This window comes from Bacteroides sp. L008 (genome assembly GCF_040812255.1).
Classification (GTDB): domain Bacteria; phylum Bacteroidota; class Bacteroidia; order Bacteroidales; family Bacteroidaceae; genus Bacteroides; species Bacteroides vicugnae.
Map to the genome: position 1 here is coordinate 2,778,619 of NZ_JBFNXO010000001.1, position 23,865 is coordinate 2,802,483.

General features: G+C 43.4%; 17 protein-coding genes. 3 read left to right on the forward strand and 14 right to left on the reverse strand.

All coding sequences use genetic code 11. The features are described from left to right. Positions 1–51 precede the first annotated feature (51 nt). The 3 genes from AB3G73_RS11080 to AB3G73_RS11090 all read right to left on the reverse strand — a co-directional run bounded on the left by AB3G73_RS11080 (position 52) and on the right by AB3G73_RS11090 (position 5,426). The gene (locus AB3G73_RS11080) at positions 52–1,416 is read right to left on the reverse strand and encodes a PepSY domain-containing protein (protein WP_148365130.1); all 1,365 of its coding nucleotides are present in this window, start codon (positions 1,414–1,416) and stop codon (positions 52–54) included. 77 nt (positions 1,417–1,493) lie between these two features. Beyond that, positions 1,494–2,900 carry a DUF4374 domain-containing protein gene (locus AB3G73_RS11085; RefSeq protein ID WP_258981700.1) on the reverse strand — a complete coding sequence of 469 codons (1,407 nt, stop codon included), beginning with the start codon at positions 2,898–2,900 and terminating at the stop codon, positions 1,494–1,496. Positions 2,901–2,963: 63 nt separating this feature from the next. Continuing rightward, complete coding sequence (locus tag AB3G73_RS11090) at positions 2,964–5,426, reverse strand: TonB-dependent receptor (RefSeq protein WP_367744905.1); 2,463 nt, start codon at positions 5,424–5,426, stop codon at positions 2,964–2,966. Positions 5,427–5,544: 118 nt separating this feature from the next. Between AB3G73_RS11090 and AB3G73_RS11095 the strand changes: the two genes are divergently transcribed. Then, entirely contained in the window at positions 5,545–6,468 is a 924-nt protein-coding gene (locus tag AB3G73_RS11095; RefSeq protein WP_148365133.1) for a LysR family transcriptional regulator, read from the forward strand. Here AB3G73_RS11095 and AB3G73_RS11100 read toward each other — a convergent pair. The 6 genes from AB3G73_RS11100 to AB3G73_RS11125 all read right to left on the reverse strand — a co-directional run bounded on the left by AB3G73_RS11100 (position 6,448) and on the right by AB3G73_RS11125 (position 14,325). Continuing rightward, positions 6,448–7,299 carry an SDR family oxidoreductase gene (locus tag AB3G73_RS11100; protein WP_148365134.1) on the reverse strand — a complete coding sequence of 284 codons (852 nt, stop codon included), beginning with the start codon at positions 7,297–7,299 and terminating at the stop codon, positions 6,448–6,450. The two genes, AB3G73_RS11095 and AB3G73_RS11100, sit on opposite strands and share 21 nt — an antisense overlap. Further along, positions 7,296–8,519 (reverse strand): NADH:flavin oxidoreductase, encoded by a 1,224-nt coding sequence (locus AB3G73_RS11105; RefSeq protein WP_195650559.1) that lies wholly within the window; start codon positions 8,517–8,519, stop codon positions 7,296–7,298. Before AB3G73_RS11105 ends, AB3G73_RS11100 begins: the two co-directional genes overlap by 4 nt. Before the next feature lie 53 nt (positions 8,520–8,572). Further along, entirely contained in the window at positions 8,573–9,334 is a 762-nt protein-coding gene (locus AB3G73_RS11110) for a DUF1295 domain-containing protein (protein WP_074557642.1), read from the reverse strand. A gap of 183 nt (positions 9,335–9,517) precedes the next feature. Next, positions 9,518–10,861: a citrate/2-methylcitrate synthase gene (locus AB3G73_RS11115; RefSeq protein WP_148365136.1), complete on the reverse strand. Its 1,344-nt coding sequence runs from the start codon at positions 10,859–10,861 to the stop codon at positions 9,518–9,520. 26 nt (positions 10,862–10,887) lie between these two features. Next, positions 10,888–12,078 carry an NADP-dependent isocitrate dehydrogenase gene (gene icd, locus AB3G73_RS11120; RefSeq protein WP_217721693.1) on the reverse strand — a complete coding sequence of 397 codons (1,191 nt, stop codon included), beginning with the start codon at positions 12,076–12,078 and terminating at the stop codon, positions 10,888–10,890. 3 nt (positions 12,079–12,081) lie between these two features. Continuing rightward, positions 12,082–14,325, reverse strand: a complete 2,244-nt coding sequence (locus AB3G73_RS11125; RefSeq protein ID WP_367744909.1) for an aconitate hydratase — start codon at positions 14,323–14,325, stop codon at positions 12,082–12,084. 66 nt (positions 14,326–14,391) lie between these two features. Here AB3G73_RS11125 and AB3G73_RS11130 point away from each other — a divergent pair, with 66 nt between their 5' ends. Further along, positions 14,392–16,329 carry an AAA domain-containing protein gene (locus AB3G73_RS11130; RefSeq protein WP_321020093.1) on the forward strand — a complete coding sequence of 646 codons (1,938 nt, stop codon included), beginning with the start codon at positions 14,392–14,394 and terminating at the stop codon, positions 16,327–16,329. 478 nt (positions 16,330–16,807) lie between these two features. Here AB3G73_RS11130 and ilvC read toward each other — a convergent pair whose 3' ends face one another. The 5 genes from ilvC to ilvD all read right to left on the reverse strand — a co-directional run bounded on the left by ilvC (position 16,808) and on the right by ilvD (position 22,805). Then, positions 16,808–17,851: a ketol-acid reductoisomerase gene (gene ilvC / locus AB3G73_RS11135; protein ID WP_122136875.1), complete on the reverse strand. Its 1,044-nt coding sequence runs from the start codon at positions 17,849–17,851 to the stop codon at positions 16,808–16,810. A gap of 67 nt (positions 17,852–17,918) precedes the next feature. Then, on the reverse strand, positions 17,919–18,662 hold the full coding sequence (locus AB3G73_RS11140) for an acyl-[acyl-carrier-protein] thioesterase (protein WP_367744911.1): 744 nt from the start codon (positions 18,660–18,662) through the stop codon (positions 17,919–17,921). Beyond that, a complete protein-coding gene (ilvN, locus tag AB3G73_RS11145) occupies positions 18,662–19,225 on the reverse strand; it encodes an acetolactate synthase small subunit (RefSeq protein ID WP_148365140.1) in 564 nt (187 codons plus the stop codon). The genes AB3G73_RS11140 and ilvN overlap by 1 nt, the downstream gene beginning before the upstream one ends. Positions 19,226–19,281: 56 nt before the next feature. Continuing rightward, positions 19,282–20,976: a biosynthetic-type acetolactate synthase large subunit gene (ilvB, locus tag AB3G73_RS11150; RefSeq protein ID WP_367744914.1), complete on the reverse strand. Its 1,695-nt coding sequence runs from the start codon at positions 20,974–20,976 to the stop codon at positions 19,282–19,284. A 29-nt stretch (positions 20,977–21,005) separates the two neighbouring features. Beyond that, on the reverse strand, positions 21,006–22,805 hold the full coding sequence (gene ilvD, locus AB3G73_RS11155; RefSeq protein WP_195357651.1) for a dihydroxy-acid dehydratase: 1,800 nt from the start codon (positions 22,803–22,805) through the stop codon (positions 21,006–21,008). 481 nt (positions 22,806–23,286) lie between these two features. Here ilvD and AB3G73_RS11160 point away from each other — a divergent pair, with 481 nt between their 5' ends. Further along, positions 23,287–23,865: a peptidylprolyl isomerase gene (locus AB3G73_RS11160; protein ID WP_004306740.1), complete on the forward strand. Its 579-nt coding sequence runs from the start codon at positions 23,287–23,289 to the stop codon at positions 23,863–23,865.

A 23,865-nucleotide genomic window follows, 5' to 3' on the forward strand; every position in this document is an offset into this window, starting at 1 on the left:
GAAATAAAGTAAAGATGCCATTATTGACAATAGCCTGCCATTATACAGCCTTTATTTCTTCGTACCTATTAATTGCCTGATGAATTTCCTTATCCATAAATAATAGCCGGTCAGTGGTAATGCAGCCCCAATCAAAGCGGCAATAAAGGCAAGTATGCGGGTAAACATCCCTCCCCAATTACCGACATGTACCGAATAAATCCAGCCGCGAATCTTCCCTGACTTGTCTTGATGTTGATAAAGACTTGTTTCTGTAAATTCACCAGTATCCGTATTAAAAGAATAACGATCAGATGCACGCTGATTTCCAAAGCGGTTGAAAGATACACTTGCCGTACCGGAAGAAACACTGATTTGCTTATATTCCGGATTTTGATACCTTAGTTTATCATACACTTCCTGCCAATAAGCGAATGGCAAAGCCGCAGAATACCGATTACTGTGATCGTTTTCCGGATATTCCTTACTGTCCAACTGCCTCCGTGGATATTCTCCAGCCCCCTGATTTCCGGCATGCTCTCTATCTTTTTTATAATTTCCTGATTGTTCTTTACCATTATGTGGCCTCTCTCCATGTTCTCTATTGTCCTTCCGACCTTTCGGACGCCCACCTCTTTCACCATTTTGTGCATCATTGCCTTCTCTCTTCTTTTCTTGATGTGCCAGTCTGACATCTCCCTTTTGGGGATTACCCTTCTGTTCATGTCCTTGGAGGGTATGCACTTGCATTTCTACCCCGAAGACTTTATAAAAAGCTGTCCGATACCACGGAAAGGACCATGTCAATCCCGTCAATGCCATAGCTAACAGAAAAATCAGGGCGTACATTCCTCCCGCCACGTGCAAGTCATACCAAAATCTTTTCCAACCTTTTGTTGCTGTTATTTTCAGACTGTTTTTCAAAGACTTACGTGTACGAGGCCACCAAATAACGATTCCCGAAATCAAAACAAAAACCAATGACAGTGTACTGACACCTACAATCATCTTACCCCAAAATATTCCATCATTTCCCGGTTTCATACTATCCAACAGCCAGCGGTGCATCCGGAACATAAACGTAAAAAAACTACTGCGCTCACTTTTTCCTTTTACTTCACCCGTGTACTGGTCTACATACAAAGATGCGCGGCGTGGTTTGGAAAGATTGACCTGATAAGTACGCCCGGGATCAGAAGAAATGCTAACACCGGTCACAGATACACTGTCCGGCAATGTCGCTGCCACTTTTTCAAGTAACTTATCGATAGGAATAGGTTCCTCTTTTACTGTTTCTACATAGTAAAGCGCAGGACGGGACAACTCATTTACCTCATTCTCGAATACCAGCATAGCACCGGAGAAACAGATAAGAGTAATTATCAGTCCGAAAGGGACGGAAAGCCACAAATGTATTTGTCTGAAAATTTTCTTCATTGTATTTGGAGTGGTAAAAAGCCAGTCCCTCTAAAAAAGAAGAGAGAGAACCGGCCTTTATCTATTTTTATACTGTTTTATAAACTTGTTTCAGCAGCAGCACCCAGAATCAAATATTGATCTCTAGTTCCGAATGCGGTAAAACGCGGCATAGTAAATTCTGCCGAACGCTTGCCCAATGTACCGTCACTTTTCAGTTCGAAAGAATATGAAACTCCGGCATCACCTTGACGGTATCCCAAACCGTATGCATATTTTTGATTAGGGAAGAGCCAATGAGTTGCAGCATCCGTTTCCGTACTACCACCTTCCACTTTAATAGTTAATACAGCATCCGGATCATTTATTTCCGCTTCTGTTGCCGGAACCAAATAAGAGGCTTCCGAACTTGCAGCAGCAATTACATATTTCTCCAACGTCCCATTATTCATTTTACAAATAGCGGTAATACCTCCGTCAGCCTGAACAGTCGCTCCCTTAGTAGCCTTAGCAGCCGCAGCATCAATAATATAAATGGCGGGTTGTTGAACTGTAGATGAACCCGAAGCAGATTTCTGGAATACGACCGGAATATAGGCTTTACCATTTTCAACATAAACAAATCTTCCCATATCCGCCAATTCTTCAGCAACCGGGAAATCGGTCACCTTAGTTAAAGTTCCGCTTTGAGAATCAAAAATTGCCATCATTTTTGCATCACTCGTAGAGTCATATTTTCCTTCTGTAGCGTACATTCTCAACAAAAATTTAGTACCTGTGATATGCCATACCTGGAAGAAAGAGAGTTTCTTTCCAAATGTAGCATTTGCCGCATCTTCTATATTAAAATAATAAGACTTGTCAAACTCGTTAGTTGTTGTGTTGACACGAAGCACTCCTGCATCAAGAGTCGTTTTATTTTTCTCATTACTTTGGCTCTTTGCTACACTGTTTGAGAAGACATACAAATAACCGTCATCTGCCGCACAAATAGTTGGGTAGAATTGAGAACGATAACGTGAAGTTGCATAGCTGATACGATTATCAGTGATGATAGTCGGCTTCTTATCAAAATTATTAATTCCGTCATAAATTCCAATCCAAACTTGATTAGGGTGTACAGTTGCACTTATTGACTTCTCTCCGGTTTCTTCATCTTCCGCAATCAGGTCTTCATATCCCTCTGCTGCTCCCGACTCAATTCCATAATCACTGAAACCCAACGGACACAAGGCTGTATACACTTTATCACCTATGGATTCAAAGCCGGATACGGTAAAATATTCTCCGTTTCCAACCAAATCTTCGGTTACCAGAGTGGAAGTTTTATACTTCTGCTGATCCGAATCAATGAGGGTAAAATTGACCCCATATTTGGGAGAGTCACTACCTGTTCCTTCACCGTCGTCTCCCTGATTTCCCGGCTCATCATCACTACAAGACAAAACTGTCAATCCCATAACCATAGACACTGCAAGCATCCATAAAAAATTCTTTCTTACCATTTTTTGTTCCTATTAAAAATTGACTAATATTTAAAGATTAAGCTCAAAGAGCCTGTTCATTTTTTATCTGTTGAAATAATATCTGATTTTCCCATAAAAAGCACGACCGGCTTTCTGTAGACTAAAGTTGTCATAAAGCTTCTCATCTGTAAAGTTCTTACATTCCAGAGAAAAGTTGTAGCGGGAGTTCTTCAGACTATAAACCAAACTAAGATTATGAGAAAACTGACTTGGTACTCCCTTTTTATTGGAAGCCCCATGATTTTCCCAATGGAGAGGAAATTCATGCACATAATAATTATCATATGTTACTGTCAGCAAATTGCCCTTTCCAAAAAGATGATGCGCATAAAAGGAAGCATCTACGTTAGCAAACAAATAAGGAATATTCGGCATCCTTACTTTATAGGTAGTCGATTCACTCCCATTCAATCCGTACCTCTCGTAATCACGCGTGTTCAAATCGGTAAAATTTCCACCGATAGAAAACCATTTAGAATAATTATAGCGTACTTCCGCATTCCAGCCCATTGTCCTTACACGTCCATGGTTCATGTATGCTGCATATTGTGATGAACCTGCCAAAAACGTTCCGGTCAAACGCCGGATAAAGTCCTTCGTATCTCTATACACCAATCCTCCTTCGACATATATAGAATGTTTTCCAAATTCGTGTGAGTAAGACAAGCTCGCATTTACGTTATGACTGTGTTCCGGTTTCAATCCTGCATCTCCCAGTTCCATATCATCATCACCAAACAATTCATCGGCTGTAGGAAGGCGTAACGCCTTTTCATACGAAAACTTTGCCTGAAATCCATCCAAAAACAAATACGTAGCAGCTATCCCATAGCCAAAGGCTCCGCTACTACCGGCAGACTCTTCATAACTGACTCTATTATTGGAAGAACTATCATCATTGTTGGTATTTCTCGGCCCACTACTGTACTGGTTATAGTATTTACCAAACACAGAAACATTCCATAAATCCTTATGACTATAACGATAAGAAAGTCCTGTGATATTCTTCCTTGATTTCTTTTCAATTTTGCTATACTGGGCGGCACCCGTAGCATCTGTTATATTAGCAGAAGAAGTAGGTTTACGCTCATACCCCATCAACACATGATTAAGCACGAAAGCATGGCTTTCACCCAAATGATAATTGGCAGTAAAGGTACCGTTCCAGTTATCGGTACTTGATTTATAGTCTTGATAACTCTGCTCGCCCAACTTACCTTTTTTATACCGCATTTGTCCCAGCCAGTTATATTCATAAGTTGCCGTATCAATGTTTTGAGTAATATTACGGTTATAGTTTGCAGTCAGGTTCACATCCAGACCTTTGAGCAATAAGTTTCTTTTCCGGTATTCCACCGAAGGCATAAATGAATGGCCTTTCCGCCGTTTTTGTCCGTATACAATTTCCTGTACAACACCGTTCTGGATTTCCTTATCATTTTGCGAATAGGTAAAGGTAAGCATCAAACGGTCGGCAAACGGTTTATTCACAAGCCCCACTTTACCCACAACAGCCTCATTATGATAAGTGTCGTGAAAGCGTTTCACCCGTTCTATTTTTTCCGAATCCCAGCCGGATACCCAGCCATCTTCATCGACCACTTCATCATAATGTTCCACCGGAGTATCAATCCAATAATTATTATCCGAATAATTCTGAAAAGCATTGATTTCGAATGTAAACCCATTATCAGCCGTATGTCCCACATTCACATACGATTTATGGGTGTTGAAAGATCCATAAGAATATGAAGCATCGACAAATGTACGCCGCTTATTTCCGGTGACAATATTTATCACACCGCCCAAAGCATCCGTACCAAAGCCAACGGGTACCACACCACGATATACTTCGATACGCTCTGCAAAATTAATCGGAATATTATTCAGGCTGAACGAGCCTCCTACTCCATCCTGCGGCACTCCATCAATGAATAACTTGATGTTTTTTCCACTCATTCCATCTAAAGAAAGATTCATATCCGAACCCACCCCGCCTGACTCACGCAACTTCACACCAGGCACCTTCGTTAAAGCACTGGCTAAATCCTGCGTACTATTATGAAGTTTGGTTGCATCAATCGCTACAGCATTAAAAGCTGATTTATTCACCCGATTCACTCCGGAAGTAGAAATCACCACTTCACTAAGTTCTTTCACATCAGGAGTGATGGTAAAGTTCATCTTTATCCGTTCTCCCCTTCTTAAAACCACTTTTTTTTCTATCGTTTTATATCCCATAGCGGAAACAACTAATGTATATTCGCCACCGGGAGCTTTAATATGATAAAGCCCCTCACGGTTAGTGGCAGAACCGAAACCAGTCCCTTTCAGGTGAACAGTAGCAAAATCAACTATTTCTTTTTCCGTAGATATTATTCGACCCGATATCATGACTCCCTTCCCATGCTGCGAATAAGCTGATAGAGAGAAAATTAACATCAACAACAGTAGACCTGTCATCCTCTTTATTTCACAACAAACAATCTTTTTCACCCGACTCATATTTTTATTTATTCTAAATAAGAATTACATTTGCGGGTGCAAAAGTATATAACAAGCATTAATTATAAAAATCATAAAAATTTGGTATCACCCAAACTTTTCTAATAAATAAGACAAGATGAGAGCAGATCTGGAGTGGTTTAGAACCTTTAAAGCTATATTTGATACGGGAACTATGAGCGACGCTGCCAAAGAGTTGAATATTTCTCAACCTGGCGTCAGTCTGCATTTAAGTTCACTGGAAAATTATATCGGACATCCGTTATTTGAACGTAACACCCGGAAAATGATTCCCAATGAACGAGCAAGAAAGCTATACCGGCAAATATGTTACTCACTCACCAAATTGGAAGAAGTAGAAAACAGTGTCCGCAAGAGAAGTGGAAAAGAGAGAATGACTCTTTGCCTTGGAGTATATTCGGGACTATTTTCTCAACTAATAGCTCCTCATATCGCCGATTTAGATTTTAATCTCATCGTACAATTCGGAGACAACGACAAATTGAGTGAGCTTCTGGAAAGCGGTTCGGTAGACATTATCATCACTTCAATCGAAACGCCCATTCACAATATTTCATATCAAGTTCTCGGAACCTCCGAATTTATCGTCGCTGCAGGAAAAGAAACCGATATCTCTCAATTCCAGCAGCTGGATATTGAGAATAAGGGTCAGGTAAGAAAGTGGTTACAATCTCAACTTTGGTACAGCAACGAAAAAAATATATGGGCGCGTTTTTGGAAACTCAATTTCAAAAAAGAGAGCGATTTCGCACCCAATTATGTGATGCCTGACAAGAATACCATTCTCCGCTGTTTGGAAAAAGGAGTCGGCCTGGCACTTATGCCTCATTCTATCTGCCGGGATTCTATAGAACGAGGAGATATTATATGCCTGTGGAAAGGATATGTAGAGATGAAAAATACACTCTACATCGGACATCGGAAAAACTCAATATTAAGCGATGAGATCCAACAGATCAAAGAAATAATGACAACTGAATTCGAAAAATGTCATAATGAATCATGTCAGCCACTGCGCTAACGACCGTTCCGTCACCTCCCACAACTGCTCTTTCTGCACATGATTCGTGTATTTATCAGACAAGTTTTTCCGGTGGTTATTGACATACAGTTGTCCTGTCACGCCTGCTTCCTTTTCATCCAACAATAAACCGACTGCCGTAGAAGCCCCTTTCTTCGGTTTGCGGATAAAAGGACGAAAAAAAATATCCGTCAACGGATCAAACCACTTATGCATCGTAATGATATTGGTAGAAACAATTCCCGGATCGGCAGCATTGACGGTGATTCCTTTCTCACGAAGTTGCCCGGAGAGTTCGAAAGTAAATAGTAACAAAGCCAGTTTGGTGTTACTGTAAACAGGAATTCTCCAAAAACTCCCCGTTTTTCCTCTGTGAAAGAAATCGGGAAAATCGAGTTTACCAATTGCGTATGTACAAGAAACCATATTGACGATACGCGCTCCACGCACCATCAGCGGAACCAATTTCCGAGTAAGCAGATAAGGTCCCATATAGTTCACACTTACCGTTCGCTCAAACCCATCAGAAGTAGTATGAAAACCTGTCTCCATCGTTCCGGCATTATTCATCAGCAAAGCAATGGAGAGGTTTCTTTCCAAAATCTGGTTGGCAAAAGAAACTACCGATTGCATGGAAGACAAATCAATAGCTATTACTTCCAAATACGGGTTTCCGGTTTCCTTGCTCAAATGTTCGCGGACAATCTCCGCTTTCTTCGGATTATAACATGCCATTATGATTCGATAACCGGCTTTGGCTACGGCACGTGTTATTTCTGTCCCCATTCCTCCGTCCGCACCGGTGATAATCGCCCATTTCATTTCACTCATTTTTTCTCCAATTTATCAATCTCCTTTTGTAAAGACAAAGGGATTTGTTCTTTCAAATGTTGATGACAAGCCATTTCTATCGTATACATACGACCGATGCAATAATTACTGTGTCCACAGCTACAGCGTGCTTGTTCCTCCTTTTTCATCCGATTCACAAATCCCGGTTCGTTGAGCAAAGCTCTCGCCATCTGTACGGCATCAAAACCGGAATCGAGCACTTCATCTATTTTCTGACGAGAAACAAGACCGCCGACATAAATCAGCGGCGCATTCGGAAGAGCTGCCCGAAATTTCAGTGCATCTTCAAGGAAATATGCTTCTTTGAAAGGTACAGAGGGGATCATCCATTTACCAAACATACGGACTCCGTATTTCAGCCACCAGCAATTCATATAGTAAGACATCGAACGGATTGGCATGGCACCCCGCATCACATACATCGGTGCACGGCTCACAAAGCCTCCACTCAACACTAATCCATGAACTCCATGTTCCAATAGACGTTTGGCCACTTGTATCGATTCGTCAATCTCCATGCCTCCTTTGAAACCGTCACGCATATTCATTTTTACCAAAACGGCCATATCATTGCCTGCCGCTTTCATCACTTCTTCCATCACCAGGTCCATAAAACGCATCCGGTTTTCGAGCGAACCACCATATTCATCTTTCCGATGATTAGTATATGGAGAAAGGAACTGGCTAATCAAATAACCATGTCCTGCATGCACTTCAACAGCGTCAAATCCTGCTTCTCTCGCCAGATTGACCGCATTTCCATACGCTTGTGCCATTTCCGGCAACTCCTCCTTTTTCATTCCACGCACAAACGTAGGAGAGTAAAGATTAAAACCCGAAGATGCGGATATAGGAGTGACACCACAAATATTTCGATGGGACATATTCCCACAATGTCCGATTTGTATACCCACTGCTGCACCTTCATCGTGCACAGCTTTTGTCAATTCATGCAAACGGGGAATAATAGACGGACGCAACCACAACTGACGGTCGAAAGAAAGTCCGCTTTGCGTCACGGCAGCATAAGCCACTGTTGTCATACCCACTCCTCCCGCAGCTACCGAACGATGGTAATCCAGCAACATCTGCGTAGGAGTATTCTCCGGACACATGCTCTCAAAAGCTGCCGAACGGATTGTTCGATTCCGCAACGTCAAAGGGCCAAAAGTGACCGGACTAAAAAGTTTAGATTCCATAGTAGTATATTTATTGAGTCATATTTAAGTCGTAATGAAAAATGCCCTAATACCTAATAAAGGAAAGGGAACACTCGTTTCCGTTCTCCCACTGCATCGCCGAATTCTTCGCGATAACGGCACCAGATGGCATTGGCACGAGGAACAAGGTTAGCAATCGTCCACCAAAGGAAAACAAGTCCGGAAAGTGAACAGGTGAGTATCGCCCATCCTGCCCATTCCACTATTTCACCGAAATAGTTGGCGGAAGTGACATAACGGTACATACCTTTTTGAGGCAGATAGTGCCGGGTATCTCCCGGTTTGCGCAAGTGCCGGATGATATAATCCGAATGCCAGTTCGTCAGCATACCTGTGAAAAAAAGCAGTGTGCCTATAATAAACCACGGTGAAGCGAACCAACCGGATTGATACATCGTTTCGGGAGCAAGATAAAAGATCCATTTACCTTGCATATAGCCATTCAGTAAATTAAAAAGAATACCCATCGACATGATTGACAGCGGCATCTTACTTTTCCCCGTCAGTAGCAGGGGAAAAATGAAAGCACGTTGAAAGTAATGAATCTGGAAGAACAGGAAAAAAGTGAAGATTACCGGTTCAAACCGACGCTCGGAATATATCCACATTACACACATCACTAGGAAAACGGGAGCTTCCATCCATATCCAGGCTAGTTTATTGGATATAGCTACGCCCCACGATGCCGTACGGAAAATGCCATATCCGGCTTTCACAAAGTAAAGGGCGATAAAAACAACCAGGGCAATCAGGCTCATCACGCCCAGAAACAGATTAAAAGCAGCTATATTCATGTCGATCTTTTTTTGTAACACGCAAAAATAACAAAAATGAAACGAATGACGGTACAAAAAATAGAAAGAATCTGAAATACATTCCTTTAAGAACATAAAAAACAGCATTCCCGAACGCATACCTGAAATTACGAGGCATACATCCGGGATCACTTATATATTCAATAAAAGGATTTGTTTTTATCAGCGTTTCTTGATTGGAATATAAGGCAAATCATCAAGTACATTCTTATAAGCCGGGCGGATAATTCGTTTACCTTCGAAGGTCAATTCTTCATTACGGTGTGCACACCAGCCTACGATACGTGCCATAGCAAACAGAGGAGTGAAGATTTCCTGCGGCAAGCCGATCATTTCATACACGAAGCCTGAATAGAAGTCGATATTGCTGGATACTGTCTTTCCGTTGTTTTTAACACGTCCGAAAGTAGCGATGGCTCGTTCTTCCAACAGTTCGAGGAAAGCAAATTCACTTTCTCTTCCTTTTTCACGGGCAAGGTCACGAGCCAATTCTTTCAACAGAAGAGCACGGGGATCGGAGATTGTATAAACGGCGTGTCCTATACCGTAGATCAATCCGCTCTTATTATATACTTCCTTATTCAACATTCGGGTGAAATAAGTGTCTATCTCATCCACACTTGTCCAGTCTTTGATATTCTCTTTCAGATGCTGGAACATATCGGCAACCTGAATATTTGCACCTCCATGAAGCGGGCCTTTCAATGAACCGATACCTGCGGCGATGGCCGAATAAGTATCCGTTCCGGTGGAAGAAGTAACGCGAACAGTGAAAGTGGAGTTGTTACCGCCCCCATGTTCTGCCTGAAGAATCAGCAACAAATCGAGGGTACGAGCATCAAGTTCGGTATAATTTCTTTTCAACATGTACAGAAAGTTCTCGGCAATAGAGAGTTTTTCCTGCGGATGGCGGATATGCAGAGAACGTCCGAAAGTAGCATGGCGAAGCATATTGTACGCATAAGCAATGATAGTGGGAAATTTCGAAATCAGTTCAATACTCTGACGCATCAGGTTATCCCGGGAAGTATCATCCGCATTCGCATCAAAACGGTACATTTCAAGCACACTGCGTGAAAGAATATTCATGATGTTGTTTCCTTCCAACTCTATGATATTCATTTTTGTTTTCTGCTCCAACGGCATATTGTCGTTAATCAATTCACGGAAAGAAAGCAATTCTTCTTTATCCGGCAGACGTCCGGAAAGCAACAGGTAAGCCACTTCTTCAAAACCGAAACGTTTCTCTTTGATAATGGCATGCGAAATATCTTCCACATCATAACCACGATAGAATAATTTTCCCGGTATCGGTTTCAATCCACCACCCGGAATACGTTCATAGCCTACTACATTACCGATTTTGGTTAAACCTACCAATACACCTGTGCCATCTTCATTACGCAATCCGCGTTTCACATCAAACTTTGGGAACAATTCATTATCAATCCGGGTAGCTTCCTTCATCTCCTCGGAAAGTTTGTAAATCAGGTACTCTTTTTTCATCTTTCTTCGTTTTTTATTCGTTACTTTTATTTTTCAATTCTTTCCACGATCTCACGAGTGAAAGCGGAAGTAGAGAGGGAGGTTCCATTCGGCATAAAACGAGCCAAATCGTGTGTAGCGCGAGCGTCCAGGAAGCTTTGTTCCAAGGCTTTCTCTATCAGAGCAGCCGCTTCTTTCCAATCAAAATATTCGAGCATCATTACGGCCGAAAGTATAATAGAACAAGGGTTCACCACATCTTTTCCCGCAATATTGGGAGCTGTTCCATGAGTCGCTTCAAAAATGGCATGTCCTGTTTGATAGTTGATATTTGCTCCCGGAGCAATACCGATACCGCCTACCATGGCCGCCAGTTGGTCGGAAACATAGTCTCCATTCAGATTCAAGGTAGCTATCACGGAATATTCTTCGGGAATCAGGAGTGTATTTTGCAAGAAAGCATCGGCAATGCAATCTTTTATCACCAGTCTGCCATCTGCCAAAGCATCGGCAAATTCACGCTGTGCCAGCTCGTAACCCCATTTCTTGAAGCCACCTTCCGTGAACTTCATGATATTTCCTTTATGCACCAGCGTTACAGAAGGTAAATGATGGTCGAGCGCATACTGGCAGGCAGCACGTACCAGACGTTCAGTACCCTCACGTGATACAGGTTTCACACCGAAAGAAGAGGTTTCCGGGAAACGGACTTTTGTTACTCCCATTTCGTCTTTCAGGAATTTATAGAACTTTTCAGCTTCCGGAGTACCAGCTTCCCACTCGATACCTGCGTAGATATCTTCCGTATTTTCACGGAACACGCACATGTTCACTTTTTCAGGTGATTTGACAGGCGACTGTACTCCCTGATACCAACGAACTGGACGAAGACAGACATATAAATCAAGTGTCTGACGCAGCGCTACATTCAACGACCGGATTCCACCTCCGACAGGAGTTGTCAACGGGCCTTTGATTCCTATCAGGTATTCCTGAAAGGTTTCCATTGTTTCATCCGGCAACCAGGAACCTGTTGCATGGAAAGCACGTTCTCCAGCCAACACTTCTTTCCATTCGATCCGACGTTTGCCGCCATAAGCTTTCCGGATAGCTGCGTCCACTACGGCTTGCATGGCAGGAGTCACTTCCGCTCCTACTCCATCGCCGGTAATATAAGGTACGGTAGGCACATCGGGCACCAGCAACGTACCATCTGCTTGCATGGTTATCTTGCTCATATTTTATCTTGCATTTAAAGCAGAGCCGGCACGGAACCAGGCTATCTGCTGTTCATTATAGGTATGCTGTACTTCAAAACTTTCTTTCGTTCCGTCTTCGTGATGAAGAACAATCGTCAAATTGCGACCCGGTGCGAAATGGACTAAACCTACTACTGACAAAAGATCGTGTTCCTGAACCTTCTCATAGTCTGCCTTGTCTACAAAAGTAAGAGCAAGCATTCCCTGCTTTTTCAGATTCGTTTCGTGGATACGGGCAAAACTCTTAGCCAGAATGACACGCACATTGAGAAAGCGCGGTTCCATGGCTGCATGTTCACGGCTGGAACCTTCTCCATAATTCTCTTCGGCAACAACTATAGACGGAATACCTTCAGACTTATACATTTTTGCCGTACCGGAAACTGTTCCATAAGTATTTGTTGAACGATTCCAAACGCTGTTCGTTTCACCGTTGAAAGCATTGACAGCTCCCATCAGCATATTGTCGGAAATATTCTCCAAATGTCCCCGGAAGCGGAGCCACGGACCTGCCATAGAGATATGGTCGGTAGTACATTTTCCTTGTGCTTTAATCAGTAAAGGCATATTCAGTAAATCCTGTCCGTCCCATGCCGGGAAAGGCGTCAGGAGCTGGAGACGTTGAGAATCAGGCTTCACCTTGATTTCCGTTTTTGCTCCGTGCGGGGCAATATACCCCTCGTTTCCGGATGTAAAACCTTTCAAAGGGAGTTCATCTCCTACAGGTTCGGATAGTTTCACCTTTTCTCCGTCATGATTCACCAGTCTGTCTTTCAACGGATTGAAGCAGAGATCGCCGGCAATCGTTAATGCCATTGTCAGTTCCGGAGAAGCTACAAACGCATAGGTATTCGGATTACCGTCAGCACGTTTGGCAAAGTTACGGTTGAAAGAAGTAACGATTGAATTTTTCCGTGTCGGATCGTCCGTCTCGCGTTTCCATTGACCGATACAAGGGCCACAGGCATTTGCCATAATCGTGGCACCCAACTGTTCAAAAGCTTCAATCATCCCATCTCTTTCGGCAGTAGCCCGGATTTGTTCCGAACCCGGATTGATGATTAACGGAGCAGCGACACTCAAGTTCTTTTCAGTGACCTGTTTCGCCAAAGAAGCTGCACGACTCAAATCCTGATAAGAAGAATTGGTACATGAACCGATCAAGCCCACCTCCATTTTGCGGGGGTAGCCGTTCAATAACACTTTTTCTGCAAATTCGGAAATAGGAGTAGCGGCATCCGGTGTAAACGGTCCGTTTATATAAGGTTCGAGTTCCGACAAGTCTATTTCAATCACACGGTCGTAATAGTTGGATGGCTCGTCGGTCACTACATCATCCGCACGAAGATCGGCATCGACAGCCTCCGCCCAATCGACCACACAATCTCTTCCGGTAGCCCTTAAATAGGCAGCCATGCGCCCGTCAAACGGGAACAGAGAGGTAGTAGCCCCTACTTCGGCACCCATATTACAAATGGTAGCTTTCCCGGTAGCAGAAAGGGATTCGGTTCCAGGACCAAAATATTCGATAATAGCATTTGTTCCTCCTTTTACGGTAAGGATGCCGGCCAGTTTCAGGATTACATCTTTCGGAGATGTCCAGCCACTTAGTTTTCCGGTCAGACGAACACCGATAATCTTCGGCATTTTCAGTTCCCATTCCATTCCTGTCATCACATCCACAGCATCCGCGCCACCAACACCGATAGCTACCATGCCCAGTCCGCCTGCATTAGGAGTGTGGGAATCCGTTCCTACCATCATACCGCCGGGGAAAGCATAGTTTTCGAGTACTACCTGATGGATAATACCTGCTCCCGGTTTCCAGAAACCGATGCCGTAACGGGAAGATACATCGCGAAGGAAGTCGTATACTTCTTCATTGGTCAATCTTGCCGTAGCAATATCCGCCTTTGCACCTTTGTACGCCTGTATCAAGTGATCGCAATGTACTGTTGAGGGCACAGCCACCTGATCCTTACCTGCATTCATAAATTGAAGCAATGCCATCTGCGCAGTCGCATCCTGCATAGCTACACGGTCGGGACGGAAGTTCACATAATCTTCTCCCCGTTTGTAATCTTTTAAATCGGCTACATCATACAGATGAGCATACAAAATCTTCTCGGCCAACGTCAAGGGGCGTTTCAATATAGCCCGTACGTGTTCTACCTTTCCTTTATAAGCAGCGTAGAAAGCTTCTAACATAGTCACATCATATACCATATTGTTTTATCTTTTATGAGTCTATCTATAAAAATAACGAACGGCGTTCGAGTAATGTTTAACAAAATGAAATATTTTTTCTACCCGGAACGAAGATTTGTTACCTTTGCGCCTATTATGAGTAATAATCCGAAAAGTCCAATCATCGACCTTCAGCAACAGCAACTCCTCCTACGGATGGAGTATGAACACGAAAAGGAAGAATTTAAACGGCAGACCGAAACAATGGGCGTTGCCCGTAAAGTGAAACGCGGTCTCTGCTGGTATCCCGTCTCTCTTGGCCGAAGTTACTACAATTCTCTGAATCAGCTTGTAATAGATATTACACGGACCGAAAATAAAGAAATAGAGCATTCCTTCGAGTTCGGCCGCCCCGTCTGCTTTTTCCACCAGTCATTCGAAGGAAAAGTGAAGTACATGAATTTCATCGCTACTGTCAGCTTTGCAGATGAGGAGCGAATGGTAGTTGTACTTCCCGGAGCGGGAGCTTTAGCGGAACTGCAAACTGACGGCATACTGGGGGTGCAACTTTATTTTGACGAAACATCCTACCGGGCCATGTTCGAGGCACTGGAAGACACCATACGCGCTAAAGATAATCGTCTGGCAGAACTGCGTGATATTTTGCTTGGTCCACAAAAACCGGGATTCCGGGAGTTGTATCCTGTCCGCTTCCCCTGGCTGAACAGCACCCAGGAAACAGCTGTCAACAAGGTACTCTGCACACGTGATGTATCCATCGTTCACGGTCCTCCGGGAACCGGAAAAACAACGACTCTTGTCGAAGCAATTTACGAAACATTGCACCGGGAACCGCAAGTGCTTGTCTGTGCACAAAGCAACACTGCTGTCGACTGGATTTGTGAGAAACTGGTAGACCGGGGAGTACCCGTACTCCGCATCGGGAATCCTACCCGGGTCAACGACAAAATGCTTTCATCCACCTACGAACGCCGGTTTGAAAGCCATCCTGCCTATCCGGAACTTTGGGGAATTCGCAAATCTATCCGTGAAATGGGTAGCCGGATGCGCCAGGGAAGTTATTCTGAACGGGAAGGTATGCGTAATCGCATGAGCCATCTCCGCGATCGTGCCACAGAGTTGGAAATACAAATCAATGCCGATCTATTTGATAGTGCCCGTGTGATTGCTTCTACACTGGTCAGCAGCAACCATCGTCTGCTCAACGGGCGTCGCTTTCCTACTTTGTTCATTGATGAAGCTGCTCAAGCGCTCGAAGCTGCCTGCTGGATTGCCATCCGTAAAGCAGACCGCGTCATCCTTGCAGGAGATCATTGCCAGCTCCCACCAACGATCAAATGTATAGAAGCCGCTCGTGGAGGACTGGATCACACGTTAATGGAAAAAGTGGTTCAGCAAAAGCCTTCTGCTGTTTCTTTATTAAAAGTGCAGTACAGAATGCACGAAGCCATCATGCAGTTTCCCTCCAACTGGTTCTACCACGGAGAACTGGAAGCTGCTCCGGAAGTGCGCTACCGGGGTATTCTTGATTTTGACACTCCTATGAATTGGATTGATACTTCGGAAATGGACTTTCACGAAGATTTTGTAGGTGAGAGTTTCGGACGCATCAACAAGCAGGAAGCCAATCTATTACTACAGGAACTGGAAGCATATATCGAACGGATCGGCAAAGAACGGATACTGGATGAAAGAATTGATTTCGGTCTGATTTCACCCTACAAGGCGCAAGTGCAATATTTGAGGGGAAAGATCAAAGGGAGCAGCTTTTTACGCCCCTTCCGCAGCCTCATCACCGTAAACACGGTAGACGGTTTTCAGGGACAGGAGCGGGACGTTATTTTCATCAGTCTTGTACGTGCCAACGAGGATGGGCAGATTGGGTTCCTGAATGATTTGCGAAGAATGAATGTAGCGATTACAAGGGCACGAATGAAGCTTGTTATATTAGGAGATACCTCTACCCTTACCAAACATCCTTTTTACAAAAGGCTGATGTTATTCATTAAAAAGGAGGATTAAATACTTAATCCTCCTTTTAACAAAGTGCACTTTCTCACGAAACCACACTTCGTTTTAACACAAACAAAACAAACAATATTTTATTTTACGTCAGTACTATTCTTTATTTAAGAAGCCATTAAAAAGACTTTTACTTTCAATATACAAATGCAGATTTCAAAAAGAAATATCAACTCCCATAAAGATAAAACACACTAAATCACCACTTCTGAGAAATCAAAAGCAGCGTCATTCGTTTATTTATTTAGTGATGTTAATCATTCTTCAGGGCTGGTTAAGTTAATTCATACTTCTCGTTTATTTTATCTGATGACGCAAAGATAAACATAAACTTGCATTTTTTGTCCATATAATCAATATATTTTTGAAAAATAATTTCGGAAAGCTTCATTTATTCATTTCTAAATCTCTTTTTAACCAAAAAAGGGAGAAAGCAAACAGCCCTCTCCCTTTTACAAACTTGTATAATTTATCCAGTTTAATTGTTTTCCGGACGAAGTTTACGAACAGTAACAGCAGTCTGCCACATTTCGCTTTCACGCAGTTGACGGAGCTCTTCATTCAATTTTTCACGATAATCAGGTTGTGAATTACTGTCGATAGAAATCTGTGCTTCGTTACCAGTCTTCACGCTATTATACAACTTTTCAACTACCGGCTTGATAGCGTCGTGGAATGGGCCCATCCAATCAAGAGCACCGCGTTGAGCAGTAGTAGAACAGTTAGCGTACATCCAGTCCATACCGTTCTTTGCAAACAACGGCATCAATGACTGTGTCAGTTCTTCCACTGTTTCATTGAATGCTTCAGAAGGAGTATGACCGTTTTCACGCAATACTTCGTACTGTGCCAGCAACAAACCTTGGATAGCACCCATCAATGAACCGCGTTCACCTGTCAAGTCAGAAGTAGCTTCACGTTGGAAAGTTGTTTCAAACAGATAACCGGAACCAATACCGATACCCAGTGCGATGGTTCTATCCATTGCTTTGCCTGTAGCATCCTGATAGATAGCATAAGAAGAGTTCAAGCCACGTCCTTCGAGGAACATAGTACGCAAAGAGGTACCCGAACCTTTAGGAGCAACCATGATAACGTCGATATCAGTAGGAGGAACTACACCTGTACGGTCATTCCAAGTGATAGCAAAACCGTGTGAGAAATAAAGAGCTTTTCCGGCAGTCAAGTAAGGTTTGATAGTAGGCCATACAGACATTACTGCTGCGTCAGACAACAGGCACATTACAATAGTACCTTTCTCGCAAGCTTCTTCAATGCCGAACAAAGTTTCGCCCGGAACCCATCCGTCTGCTACTGCTTTATCGTATGTTTTTCCTTCACGTTGACCAACGATTACATTGAAACCGTTATCACGCAAGTTCAGTGCCTGTCCAGGTCCCTGTACGCCATAACCGATTACAGCAATTGTTTCATTTTTCAATACTTCACGAGCTTTTTCCAATGGAAATTCGTCACGGATTACTACAGTTTCAGTAGTACCTCCAAAATTCAACTGTGCCATTTTCTTTTTGTTTTTAGTTTTTGATGACTTACGTCATCCGTTATTAATCAATTTTGTATTCTCACATTTATTCAAATATCACTTTCGAACGGCAAACAACTTCGCTGCCATTCTTCTTTACTTCTACGTGAAACTCGTTTGCATTCACTTCGTCGCAGAAGAAAGAGAGCTCATCACCAAAGTAACTTTCGGCCACGTACGCCATCTCGAAACGGCAAATACGTTTGGTCTTGTACAACTCTATCGGGAACAAATCAAGGATATGCTCAATGTAACGGATGCTGTTCACATGACCGTTAATATCAATATCACTGTATTTTGCCGTCAGGGTAGCCATTGACTGATCGCTTGTCACTTTGATACGTGAAGGTTTTTCAATAGGACAAGGTTCGTCACAGACATAATCTACGATACTTCCTCCGTGCAAGGTCAATAGATCGGCCGGTTTGCGGGTATTGAGATTAATCATTGCCCATACGGAACGCGCATAACCAATCTTTTTCCCATCCTTATCAATAATAGCAAAGTTACGGTCAGTAAACAAGCGGTAGACATTTTCCACCCATGTTTGAACTGAAAAGTTCTCATATTGATAAGGCATTTCATCCAACTCAATGGCCAGACGCGAAAGTACCCAAGTGTAATTATCCTCGTTCAGTGTTGCAATACCAAAGCCACGGTCACTTGCGTGAAAACCTGCACAATTCAACAGATGATTTCCCAGTACGCCCATAGTCAGACGTCCGTTAAAGTCAACATGAAACGGTTCTGCCACAAACTGATAAGTTCCTATTTTATTTTCTTCACTCATTATTCTTGTTGGTTTTTACTCTGGTTATACATGGCTTCCCGTCCATCGAGAAACTCGTTCACCCGTTCAAAGCAACTGGTAGTAATCGCTACGCGTCCCGAACGAACAAACTGCAAAACACAATTCAAAGCCTTCAGTTCACCGTAGAGTGAGGTTATATCTTCGCTCATGCCATTTTTCTCAACAATAGAAAATACCGGATTGACTTCCACTACACGGGCATTGTATCTGCGGATCAACTTGGATGCTTCCGGAGTTTCCTGAAAAGCAGGAGTAGATACCTTATAAAGTGCAATCTCATGGAAGTATATTTCATCCTCGGTGAAATAATGTGCCTGAATCACATCGATCTTCTTCTCAATCTGTTTCACTACCTTCTCAATAGTGTCCTTATCCGTCCAGGCTGTAATCGTATACTTGTGTACACCTTTAATAGAAGAAGCAGATACATTCAGACTCTCGATGTTGATTTGCCGACGAGTAAATACAGCAGTTACCTGATTCAGCAATCCGGCTATATTTTCGGAATGAACTATTATCGTATATAATGTCTTGTCACTCATAATCCTAAATTTTAATTGCGAACTTTCAATCTTCCATTCTCAATATTCAACTTCTCCTAGCATTCCAACAGCATCTGATTGACCGAACCACCCGGAGGAGTCATCGGCAGAACATTGCCTTCTTCCACTACGCACGCTTCGAGCAGGAACGGACCATCCGTCGCCAGCATTTCTGCAATGGCTTCTTTCAGTTCTTCACGGGTAAAAGCACGTTTGGAAGGAATATCATAAGCCGAAGCAACCTTCATGTAATCCGGATTCAACATCGGAGTAAACGAATAGCGGCGATTGAAGAACATAGCTTGCCACTGGCGTACGTTTCCGAGGTAATTATTATTCAGGCAGATAATTTTCACCGGAGCTTTCTGCTCCATAATTGTACCCAGTTCCTGAATATTCATTTGCAGTCCGCCATCTCCCATAAATACGCATACGGTACGTTCCGGTGCTCCGAAAGTTGCCCCGATAGCTGCAGGAAGACCGAAGCCCATTGTTCCGAGTCCTCCGGAAGTGATGATACTACGTTCTTTCGTATATTTGAAGTAACGTGCAGACATCATCTGGTTTTGACCTACATCCGTTACCAAAACTGCTTCATGATGAGTAGCATTGCTTACCGCACGCACCACTTCTCCCATACTCAAAGAGTTTGTTGCAGGGTGAAGTTCAGGGCGGATTACTTTTTCTTCCTCTACCTTCTCATATTCTTTGAAACTATCAATCCATTCGGTATGAGTTTTCTTTTTCAGGAGTTTAGTCACAGAAGCCAATGTCTCCTTGCAATCTCCCAAAACAGCTACATCTACCTTTACATTCTTATTGACTTCTGCAGGATCGATATCAAAATGAATCACCTTCGCCTGTTTGGCGTAAGTAGCCAGATTGCCAGTCACACGGTCGTCAAAGCGCATACCAACGGCAATCAGCACATCGCATTTATTGGTATTGATATTCGGCCCCAAATTACCGTGCATACCCAACATTCCTTTATTCAACGGATGTTCTGTCGGCAAAGCAGACAGTCCGAGCAGCGTACAGCCTGCAGGCATATCCGCCTTTTCGATAAATTCACGCAATTCGTTCTGTGCATTTCCCAATTCAACACCCTGTCCTACCAATACAAGCGGACGTTCGGCGTTATTAATCAGTTCGGCAGCTGCCTGTACAGACTCCTCGTCCGTATCGGGAACAGGAACATAACTGCGGATAAAATCGACTTTCGTCGGTTCGTATTTCGTTTTTTCTACTTGCGCATTCTTGGCAAAGTCCAGTACCACCGGACCGGGACGACCACTACGGGCAATATAAAACGCACGTGCGACCGCCCAGGCCACATCTTCCGCACGACGGATCTGATAGCTCCATTTGGCGATTGGTTGCGTAATACCTACCAAGTCAACTTCCTGAAAAGCATCTGTTCCAAGAAACCCTGTTCCTACCTGTCCGGCAATCACTACGATAGGTGTACTATCGATCATCGCATCTGCAATACCTGTTACCGTATTAGTTGCTCCGGGACCGCTCGTCACCAGGCAAACGCCCACTTCTCCTGATACACGGGCATAACCTTGTGCCGCATGGGCAGCTCCCTGCTCGTGACGAACCAAAATATGGTTCAATATATTTCGATGATCGTACAAGGCATCAAACACCGGCATTATGGAACCACCGGGGTAACCGAAGATGGTAGTCACTCCCTGATGTTCCAAAGAGCGCATCATAGCCTCTGCACCTGTTATTAAATCTTTCATATTAGTTGATAGTTGATAAATGAACTATATCAGATTAATCTCACTGCTCCCTTATCGGCAGAACTTACCATGCTGGCATAAGCCTTCAGACTCTTCGGCACATAACGGTCACGAGTGACAGGAGTCATCGGACGGGCTGCCAATTCTTCATCCGTCAGTCGCACGTTAATCTTCCGGGCCGGAATATCGATTTCTATGATGTCTCCGTCTACAATTTTTCCGATATTGCCTCCAGCTGCCGCTTCAGGAGAAATATGTCCGATACTCAATCCGGAAGTTCCGCCACTGAAACGTCCGTCGGTAATCAAAGCACATTCTTTTCCGAGATGACGAGATTTAATATAAGAGGTAGGATAAAGCATTTCCTGCATACCAGGACCACCCTTCGGACCTTCGTGCGTAATGACGACGACATCGCCACTGACGACTCGGCCTCCGAGAATGCCTTCACAGGCTGCTTCTTGCGAATCAAATACTTTGGCAGGTCCGGTAAACTTCCAGATACTTTCGTCTACACCTGCTGTTTTTACTACACAACCGTCTTGCGCAATGTTACCTTTCAACACGGCCAATCCACCGTCTTTGCTATAAGCATGCTCCAAATCGCGGATACATCCGGTTGCACGGTCTTTATCCAAATCCTTATAGTACATACCCTGTGAACCAAGTACGAGATTGAATCTATTTCCGGCTGCGCTCGAATATTTCTTAATTGCTTTTTCACTTACATTCGGACTGGTGATTGAATATTCATTAATAGCTTCCGCCAATGACATTCCGTCTACCCGTCGAACGGATGTATCTATCAGACCTCCTTTTGCCAGTTCATCCATGATAGCAATGATACCACCGGCACGGTTTACATCCTGAATATGATATTTCTGTGTATTGGGAGCCACCTTGCAGAGACAAGGAGCCTTGCGGGAAAGCATGTCGATATCGTCCATCTTGAAGTCTACCTCTGCTTCATGAGCAATAGCCAACAGGTGAAGAACTGTATTGGTCGATCCCCCCATCGCTATATCCAGCGTCATGGCATTCAAAAAAGCCTGACGGGTAGCAATACTACGGGGAAGTACGCTTTCGTCTCCTTCTTCATAATATAACTTTGCATTTTTCACGATCAGTTCTGCTGCATCTTTGAAAAGCTGCGTACGATTCTCGTGTGTAGCTACGATGGTTCCGTTTCCGGGAAGAGCCAGTCCGATTGCTTCATTCAGGCAGTTCATTGAGTTGGCGGTAAACATACCGGAACAACATCCGCAAGTAGGACAAGCATTTTGCTCGATATTCGCTACTTCCTGATCGCTGACACTTTCATCGGCCGATTTAATCATCGCATCGATCAAATCCAGGTGCTGACCATTCCATTCTCCGGCTTCCATCGGACCGCCCGATACAAATACGGCAGGAATATTCAGACGCATAGCTGCCATCAACATTCCGGGAGTGATCTTATCGCAATTGCTGATACATACCATTGCATCTGCCTTGTGCGCATTAACCATATACTCTACACTGTCTGCAATGATGTCACGTGAAGGAAGCGAGTAAAGCATACCGTCATGTCCCATTGCTATACCGTCGTCGATAGCTATTGTATTGAATTCCGCAGCGAAGCATCCCAGCTTCTCAATCTCTGCCTTCACCAGCTGACCGATTTCATGCAGATGCACATGTCCCGGAACAAACTGTGTGAACGAATTGACGATAGCGATAATGGGTTTACCCATCTGATTCTTCTTCATACCGTTGGCTGCCCATAATGCACGGGCTCCCGCCATCCGACGGCCTTGTGTACTAAACGAACTGCGTAATTGCTTTTTCATTTCAATCTATCTTTTAATTAAAGAGCCTTCCTCACACAAGTGAGAAAGGCTCTAAATTCTATCTTTTATGGTACGAACACATACAACACAAAAACCTTTCTCACGCTCTTGATGGGACCACCACGACGCGAATAATATGCAGGACTGCTAGGTTAATAGATGTATGTAACATATTCATATCTTCTTTTCTTTATTTTCGTGCTGCAAAGGTAAGGGCTTTTTTATTAACTCCAAACAAATCGAAGAAAAAAATCACTTAAAAGCTAATAATTGTAAGAGAAGAGTGGTGTTATTTCTCTATTTTATCACTTAAAGGTTGAATTTACAACTATTATCAAAGGATGTGTCCTACTTTTCTTTTCTGACAAAAGCACTTAATAATCTGAAATTTACCCTCCCTATACCGGAGTAAAAGCAAATAATTCGTATCTTTGTCGACCCGGATTACCGGGAATTATTAATCAGAAACAAAAAATATCAGATGGAAACAGTAGAAAACAAGTACATTACCGTTGCATACAAACTATATACAATGGAAGATGGTGAAAAAGAGTTGTTCGAAGAAGCAAAAGCAGAACATCCCTTTCAATTCATTTCAGGATTAGGAACAACACTCGAAGATTTCGAAAATCAGATAACTGCTCTTTCTAAAGGTGATAAATTTGACTTTACCATTCCGGCAGATAAGGCTTACGGACAATATGACGAACAACACGTTATTGACCTCCCCAAAAATATCTTTGAAATAGATGGCAAATTTGACAGTGAACGTATTAAAGAGGGTAACATCGTGCCTTTGATGACTGGTGACGGTCAACGCGTAAATGCCAGCGTAGTAGAAATCAAACCGGATATTGTAGTAGTCGACCTCAACCACCCGTTGGCTGGTGCCGACCTGATCTTTGAAGGTGAAATACTGGAAAGCCGTCCTGCTACGAACGAAGAAATTCAGGAACTTGTGAAAATGATGAGTGGTGGTGATGGCTGCGGTTGCGGATGCGACAGCTGCGGTGATGGCTGCGGAGACGACTGCGGTTGCGAAGGCGGACACTGTCACTAA